Raw genomic sequence first — 7031 nt, forward strand, 5'->3', positions numbered from 1 at the left:
TTCGACCAGCGCCCGGCCGATCGCCCAGGCCTCGGCGAAGTCGAAGCGGTCGAAGCCCAGCCGGGCCTCCTCGGCCTCCAGCTCGGCGGTGCGGGCGGCGTGGTCGATCGCGGTCATGGTCCTCTCCCAGAATCGTCGCGAGCGATCCTGCCACAGCTCGGTGCCATTGCCCCTTGGCAATGGTCACCCGGCGCCATTGCTTCCCAGAGCCGATTCGGCGCCTATTTCACCGGCACCAGGATCTCGAAGCCGCCATGGCCGGTCTCTGGGTCGAAGCCGTCGCCGTAGCGCTCCAGCAGATCGGGCAGGCCGCCAGCCTTGAGCCCGGCCGCGGGCAGCGCCTGGCCGAAGATGGCGTCGATCGTGGCGGCAATCGTGGTGATGTGGCCGGCCTGCGGGAACACCGCCCAGCGCTGCGCCGGCAACCGCAGGCCGGTGAGGCCGGCATCGAGGTCGGACAGGTCGGGCACCTTCACGCCGGCGAGGTAGAAATAGCTGTCGCCATTGGCGGCCACACCCGTGACCAGGCCGTAGGCTGGCTGCCCCGTGCGCCGCAGCATCGTCTCCAGATGCGGCTGGAACGCCTGCCAGACCGCCGGGATGCCGGTGAAATCGTCGATGGCGAAGCGGCGCCCGAGGCCGGCAATCAGCAGCGGGCCCGGCGTTTCGATCCGCGGCGGCGGCAGCGGCGCGGGGACCGGCGAATCCTGCCGCAGCGGCCCGACCAGCGCGAGGCCGTCAAGCCGGCCGCGCGCCCGCAGTTCGGCCGGGGTCAGGCCGAACTGGTCGCGGAAGGCCCGCGAGAACGCCTCGTGCGAGCCATAGCCGGCTTCGAGCGCGACGGCCAGGATGTCGGGCGCGCCCTCGGCCAAGGCCTGGGCCGCCTGGGTCAGCCGCCGGCCGCGCAGATAGGCCGTCACCGGCATCCCAACCGCATGCGAAAACAGCCGTGAGGCCTGGAACCGCGACAGGCCGCAGACCGCCGCGATCTCGTCCAGCGCGATGTCGCGGCCGAGATGGCTTTCGATGAACCACAGCGCCTTTTCGACCGGGCTGTGCGTCGTGCGATCCCCTGTCAGGCTGGCAAGACCTTCTCCCGGCGCCGCCGCAGCGCGTTGAACACGGTGTCCGGCAGCCGCACGCCGTCGTCGTTGGCGAAGCGCTGCCGCAGCGCGTCGAAATTCGCATCCGGGTCGCCGGTCAGCAAGGCGATCCCGTCGAAGGCGGCGAGTTGCGGTGCCGACAGGACGGCATCGGGCGGCGGCTGCATGCCCCAGACGTCCCAGGGCAGCAGCTCGGCGCCATTCAGCATCGCCAGATCGCCGACCAGGTTGCCGGCCACGAACCACAGGCCACGCAGCTGCCCGAATTCGATGCCGAAGAGCTGCGGGTCGAACGTGCCGTCGCGGCATCCGCGCCAGGCATCGGCCGCCACCAGGAAGCGGTCGCGCGGCACGTCGAGGACGTCATGGCCGATCGACAGCCGCCGGATGAAGACGTCGTCGAACTGCGGATCGAGCAAGGCCCAGCGTCCTTCATCCGCCTTCCAGTGTTCGCAGACCCAGTGATCCTCGAACTTGCCCGGATTGAAATAGGTGCCGAAGCCGCCGCGGCCGCGGGCCGGCACGCCGTGATGCCGGAACATCGCGACCGCCAGCAGCGCGAAATGGCGGCAGATGCCGACCAGCCGCGTCTCCGGCGGCCGGGCGGCGTCGAGCGGCCGGCCGTCCAGCGCCAGGATCGCATCGAGCATCGCCTCGACCGGCCGGATGTGGCTCTCGGCCCGGCGCTCTTCGGGCAGGGCGTAGTCGTAGAAGGCCTCGGTGACATGCTCGTAGATCACCAGCCCCTGGATGGTGCGGGCGATGCTGGCCGCATCGGATGGCAGGCGATCGAACAGCGCGGCGTGGCGGCCCGGCGAGCTGAACGCCGATTGCTGCGTATAATAGTCCAGCACGCGGCGGTGGGCTTCGCCGTCGGGACGGGCGGAAAGGGTCTGGGTGGTCATCGCGGATCTCCCCGGGTTCACAAGCCGAGGCCCATTCCTGCCCCGGCTTCTGATCCCGCGCTTGATCCGGTTTGCAGGCCCCTCCCCGCCCGGACGCCCGGTCAGTCGCCGTCGTGCACGGTGATCGAGCCGTCGTTCAGCCGGCAGCGCAGCACGACGGCCGGGCCGACCACTTCGTAGGTCGCCGGGTTCAGATGCTTCAGGCTCAGCTCGGCGCCATTGTCCGAGAAGATCCGCAGCCGGACATATTCCAGCGACATCGTGCCGTTCGCCGCCTCGAACGGGTGCGTCTCCGAGGTCGCGATGAACTGCTGGGTCAGGTTGTAGGTGGTGAAGGTCGGCACCGCCACGACCGGCGGGCCGCCCGCGCCGGACGGATCGAGGCATTTCGACAGGTCGATCACCATGCTCGGCTTGTCGCCGTTCTGCAGCTTGCGGCTGAGCTTGGCATAGTCCCAGCCGCTGTCGGCCCAGGCGGCGGGCGCGCCGGCCAGCAACAGGACCAGGGCCGCGCCGAGGGCACGGTGGGATCGGGAGAATCGGGCGTTCATAAGGGAATTTCGTCCTTTGTGGTCGAGGGCGGGCCGAAGGCCGCGAAGGCCTGGCAGATCCAGGCCGATGCTGTCCTCAACTCCCGAATCACCCGCGATGTTCCGGGGAGAAGCGCCGCGGCACACTTCCAACGGTAAGGATTTTCGACCTACGAAGAGGCGACGGGCGGCCCGGAGGCCGCCCGCCTTGAGTCAGGCTCGTCCGACCTGCCTGCCGGTGTCGAGTTCGACCATGATGTCGGTGGGTTCCGGTTCGTGCGGGGCCAGGGTGGTCTGCTCGGCATCCGCCCAGCTCGCGACCTTCACCACCTGGCCGGCGGATGCGTCCGCCGGGCCGCGGTCGGCCGGTTCGAGGATGTGGAGGCCGGCGCCGTCGACGAAGAAGGTGTGGTCCCCGAACATGTTGTGCAGCTGGGGGATGGCCGGATGGGATTCGGGAATGACCCGGGCCCCGAACCGGTTCACGGTCCGGTCGGCCAGTTCTGTGCTCAGCTTCATGGTGTGCTCCTGTCGATGGGACGCGCCCTTCGATCGGCGCGCCTGTCGAACGGGTTCGTTGTGCGTGACGCAGCGATCATGCTGCGCGTGACGCTGCGATCTGCGGGGCCTCCCACCTCACGGTGGTGCGATCCGTCGGCCCTCCCGCAGCACTGACCTAACCCGGCTCGGCCATCCTGCAACCCTCGCACGCATCATTTCGGACCGCGGGCAACCTTTGGGTAGTCTTGCGGCGCCTCGCGCCGGTCGAACATGCCGTAGTCGCGCACCACCCGGACCCGGCGCGACCGGGCGCCGTCCGGCCAGGCCGCCTCGCCCGCATCTGCCGCCGCGGCATCGCGCCAGGACAGCATCAGCAGCGCGTCGCCCGGCGTCAGGATGGCATCGAACACGTCCCATTCCACCAGCCCGTCGGCCCCTTGCGGCAGGCCCAACGCGGCGGCAACAGCCTCCGGTGCTGCCTTCTCGGCCAGGCCGGCCAGGCGCTTCGCCTCGATCACCGACACGCAGGTGCCGGCCCCCGTCTCGGTCTCGTCCAGCCGCTGTTCGCGCGGGGCCACGCCCGGCGGCGGCCGGCTGTCGGCCGTGACCTGGCCGACCCGCAGGTGATAGTCGTGGAACACCTCCATCCGCCCCTTGCCCTGCACCTCATGGTGCAGCGCCTGGCTGCGCCAGCGCACCAGCGCCTTCTCGTCGCGCCAGGTCGACAGCGACAGCAGCCAGCCCTGCCGGCGCAGGCTGCGGTAGCGGAGGTTGTCGATGAAGCCCTCCACCCGCTCCAGCTCGGGCTTCAGCAGCTTGGCGTAGCCGAGATAGTCGTCCCAGCGCTCGGTCTTGGGGTGGACTTCGAACAGGACGGTAAACATCGGGCGCTCCCTTCTGTGTCTCGGTGCCGTTCAGGACTGGACCGGGCTCTGCGGCACGGTATCACCGCCCTGCAGGAACCCGCTCGTCTCGCGGTGAAGAGCCGCCCGGCCCTCCTCCAGATGCATCAGATGGCCACCGCGGCTGAGCTTGATGTCGCGCTTCAGCGGCGCCGCGGCCAGGGCATCGAACAGCCAGGCGGCGTCGGCGTCGGTGCACAGGCTGTCCCAGGCACCGCGGATGATGGCGACCGGGCAGCGGATCAGCGCCGGGTCGTAGGACAGCCGGCCGGACCAGGAAGCGGCGATGTCCCAACGCGGGCCGGTCGGGATCCGCACCGCCGGCGGGCTGCGGTCGCGGCTGCCGGAGTCGCTGTCGAGATAGCGCTCGCCCCAGTCGCGGAAATGCCGCTGCAGCAGCACCGGCGCTTCGCCGTCCGGGGCGTCGGCGGTGAAGCGGTCCCATTGCTGCTGCAGGCTGACGGTGGTCCAGGCCGGGATCGGCGCGGGATCCGCCGGGCCGGGGCGTTGGGCGATCGGGCCGAACAGCACCATGCGGTCGACCAGCTCCGGGCAGCGCCCGGCGAAATGCCCGGCGATCACGCTGCCCTGGGAATGGGCGATCAGCGACAGGCCGGGCACGCCGAGCCGGCCGCAGACGAAGCGCACCGCGGCTTCGAGCTGGCGGCTGGTCTGGTCGGTCTTGCCCAGCGGCGCCGCGGCCTCGGCCGGACCCGCCATCTCCGGGTAGCGGCCGGAGCCACCGAAGCCGAGGAAATCCAGCCCCCAGACATGGAAGCCGGCCTCGCCGAGGGCGTCGCGCCAGGACCGGCCGTCGAAGCGATACGCGATCGACAGGGCCGACGGGAAGGTGGCGCCGTGGACATACAGCACGGCACGGGGCGGGCCGGCGGGCGGATTGGCCGGCGCCAGGCCCCGCAGGAACAGCGATAGCCCGGCGATGGGGCTGTCGATGCGGTGATGCTCTTCGCGCGGGTCGAGCCGGGGAACGGCCGGGTCCATGATCTGCCTCCGGTTTGCTCGGGATAGCAGAGACATGGGGCCCGGCCGCGGCGAAGTCAGGCGCGAACGCTTCGACCCCGGTCGAACCGATCGGCCGGCCTGCGAGGAGAACTCTCAGGCGGCGGCGCCCAGCACCGCCTTGGGCTCGAGATGCGCCTCCAGCCCGTAGACGCCGTATTCCCGGCCGATGCCGGATTGCTTGAAGCCACCGAACGGGGCCAGCGGCTCGTGCTGGGCACCGTTGATCAGCACCCGGCCGGCCTGGAGCTGCGCCGCCACCGCCCGCGCCCGCTGCGGATCCGACGACAGCACATAGGCCTGCAGCCCGTAAGTCGTGTCGTTGGCGATGGCGATCGCCTCCTCCTCCGTCCGGTAGGACAGGATCGACAGCACCGGGCCGAAGATCTCCTCCCGCGCGATGGTCATGTCGTTGGTGACGCCGCCGAACAAAGTCGGCCTGACGAACCAGCCGCCCTCCAGCCCCTCCGGCCGGCCTTCGCCGCCGGCCAGCAATTCCGCACCCTCCTCTTGGCCGATGCGGATGTAGCGCTGCACCCGCTCCCACTGCCGGGCGCTGACCATCGGTCCAACAGCGGTCTCGGGGTCGCGCGGGTCGCCGACCTTGGTCGCCGCCACGGCCGCCTTGGCCAGGGCGCAGAACTCTTCCATCCGCGTCTCGGGCACCAGGATGCGGGTGCCGGCAATGCAGGCCTGGCCGCTGTTGGTGAAGCCGGCGCCGAGCGCCTGCGGCACGGCCAGGGCGAAATCGGCGTCGTCGAGGATCACGGTCGGCGATTTGCCGCCGAGCTCCAGCGTGACCCGCTTCAGCGTCTCGACCCCGGCGCGCAGGATCGCCTTGCCGACGGCGGTGGAGCCGGTGAAGGAGATCTTGGCGATGTCGGGGTGGGCGCTCAGCTCCGCCCCCACCACGTCGCCGCGGCCGTTGACGATGTTGAAGACGCCGGGCGGCACGCCGGCCTCGTCGAGGCATTCGACCAGCACCTGGGTCTGGATCGCGCTCATCTCGCTCGGCTTGATCACGGTGGTGCAGCCGGCCGCGATCGCCGCCGCCAGCTTGCCGCAGATGAAGCCGGTGTTGGCATTCCACGGCGTGATGATGCCGACGACACCGAGCGGCTCCATCACCACCTCGGCCGTGCCGACCCGCTTGGTGAACTCGTAATCCTGCAGCACCTGGGCGGCGTGCAGGAACGAATCCGCGGTCAGCGCCGTGCGCCAAGCCACCTGCTTCACCGGTCCGCCGTACTCCTCGACCGTCGCTGCGACCAGCGCATCGGTGCGGGCCTTCACCACGTCGTGCAGCCGGTGCAGCAGGACCAGGCGCTCGGCCTTGCTGCTGCGCGAGAAGGCCGGGAAGGCCCGCTTGGCTGCGGCGATGGCGCGGCGCGCGTCCTCGGCATCGCCCAGCGTCACCCGGCCGATGACCCGGCCGGTCGCCGGGTTGAACAGGTCCTGCACTTCGGTGCCGTGCGGCGTCACGAAGGCGCCGTCGATATAGATCGTGTCGATGATCCGCATGCTGCTCTCCATCTCAAATCGGCCTGGCGCAGATGTGGCGCTGTCGGATTGCGCGAATAAGCCGCATAAATCCGGATGAGGCAGCGCAGGAAACGGGACAATGCACAAATCGGGGCTGATCGAGCTGGAGGCCGTGGTCGCGGTCGCCCGGCGCGGCAACTTCCGCACCGCGGCGGCGGATCTCGGCATGTCGTCCTCGGCGCTCAGCCACGCCGTGCGCGGGCTGGAGGCGCGGCTGGGCGTCCGCCTGTTCAACCGGACGACGCGCAGCGTGTCGCTGTCCCAGGCCGGCGAGCAGTTCGTGGCCAGCATCGCCCCGGCGCTGTCGGACATCCACGGCGCGATGGAGGCGGTGAACCGCCATCGCGACACGCCGGCCGGGACGCTGCGCCTGAACACCTCGGCCGGCGCCGCCCGCCGGATCCTGACGCCGATCGTGCTGGAGTATCTGAGGCGCTATCCCGAGATGAAGGTCGACATCGTCACCGAAGGCCGGCTGGTCGATATCGTCGTCGACGGCTTCGACGCCGGCATCCGGCCGGCCGAAAC

At 70.4% G+C, this 7031-nt stretch carries 8 protein-coding genes; 1 reads left to right on the forward strand and 7 read right to left on the reverse strand.

Annotated features, from left to right (window positions below; translation table 11 throughout):
- Nucleotides 1-221: 221 nt before the first annotated feature.
- From AC3XYG_RS42525 to AC3XYG_RS42555, 7 genes are all read right to left on the reverse strand, one after another.
- Nucleotides 222-1079 (reverse strand): AraC family transcriptional regulator, encoded by an 858-nt coding sequence (locus AC3XYG_RS42525; RefSeq protein ID WP_489145980.1) that lies wholly within the window; start codon nt 1077-1079, stop codon nt 222-224.
- Nucleotides 1076-2008, reverse strand: coding sequence for a transglutaminase family protein (locus AC3XYG_RS42530; RefSeq protein WP_489145973.1), 933 nt, complete (start codon nt 2006-2008; stop codon nt 1076-1078). The genes AC3XYG_RS42525 and AC3XYG_RS42530 overlap by 4 nt, the downstream gene beginning before the upstream one ends.
- 101 nt (nt 2009-2109) lie before the next feature.
- Nucleotides 2110-2559, reverse strand: a complete 450-nt coding sequence (locus AC3XYG_RS42535) for a VirK family protein (RefSeq protein WP_489145974.1) — start codon at nt 2557-2559, stop codon at nt 2110-2112.
- 192 nt (nt 2560-2751) lie between these two features.
- Nucleotides 2752-3057, reverse strand: coding sequence for a hypothetical protein (locus tag AC3XYG_RS42540; protein ID WP_489145975.1), 306 nt, complete (start codon nt 3055-3057; stop codon nt 2752-2754).
- Between the two features lie 194 nt (nt 3058-3251).
- On the reverse strand, nt 3252-3923 hold the full coding sequence (locus tag AC3XYG_RS42545; RefSeq protein WP_489145976.1) for an antibiotic biosynthesis monooxygenase family protein: 672 nt from the start codon (nt 3921-3923) through the stop codon (nt 3252-3254).
- Between the two features lie 30 nt (nt 3924-3953).
- Entirely contained in the window at nt 3954-4943 is a 990-nt protein-coding gene (locus tag AC3XYG_RS42550) for an alpha/beta fold hydrolase (protein ID WP_489145977.1), read from the reverse strand.
- 114 nt (nt 4944-5057) lie between these two features.
- Nucleotides 5058-6482, reverse strand: a complete 1425-nt coding sequence (locus AC3XYG_RS42555; RefSeq protein WP_489145978.1) for an aldehyde dehydrogenase family protein — start codon at nt 6480-6482, stop codon at nt 5058-5060.
- Between the two features lie 100 nt (nt 6483-6582).
- On the opposite strand from AC3XYG_RS42555, the gene AC3XYG_RS42560 reads away from it, so the two are divergent.
- Nucleotides 6583-7031, forward strand: a 449-nt coding sequence (locus AC3XYG_RS42560) for a LysR family transcriptional regulator (protein WP_489145979.1), incomplete at its 3' end; no start/stop codon positions are given.

The sequence above is a fragment of the Inquilinus sp. genome (assembly GCF_057815775.1).

Excerpts from the sequence above, each read along its gene's own strand:
- AC3XYG_RS42555 (WP_489145978.1), bottom strand. The coding sequence starts at position 6,482 with ATGCGGATCATCGACACGATCTATATCGACGGCGCCTTCGTGACGCCG.
- AC3XYG_RS42535 (WP_489145974.1), bottom strand. The coding sequence starts at position 2,559 with ATGAACGCCCGATTCTCCCGATCCCACCGTGCCCTCGGCGCGGCCCTG.
- AC3XYG_RS42545 (WP_489145976.1), bottom strand. The coding sequence starts at position 3,923 with ATGTTTACCGTCCTGTTCGAAGTCCACCCCAAGACCGAGCGCTGGGAC.
- AC3XYG_RS42550 (WP_489145977.1), bottom strand. The coding sequence starts at position 4,943 with ATGGACCCGGCCGTTCCCCGGCTCGACCCGCGCGAAGAGCATCACCGC.
- AC3XYG_RS42530 (WP_489145973.1), bottom strand. The coding sequence starts at position 2,008 with ATGACCACCCAGACCCTTTCCGCCCGTCCCGACGGCGAAGCCCACCGC.
- AC3XYG_RS42540 (WP_489145975.1), bottom strand. The coding sequence starts at position 3,057 with ATGAAGCTGAGCACAGAACTGGCCGACCGGACCGTGAACCGGTTCGGG.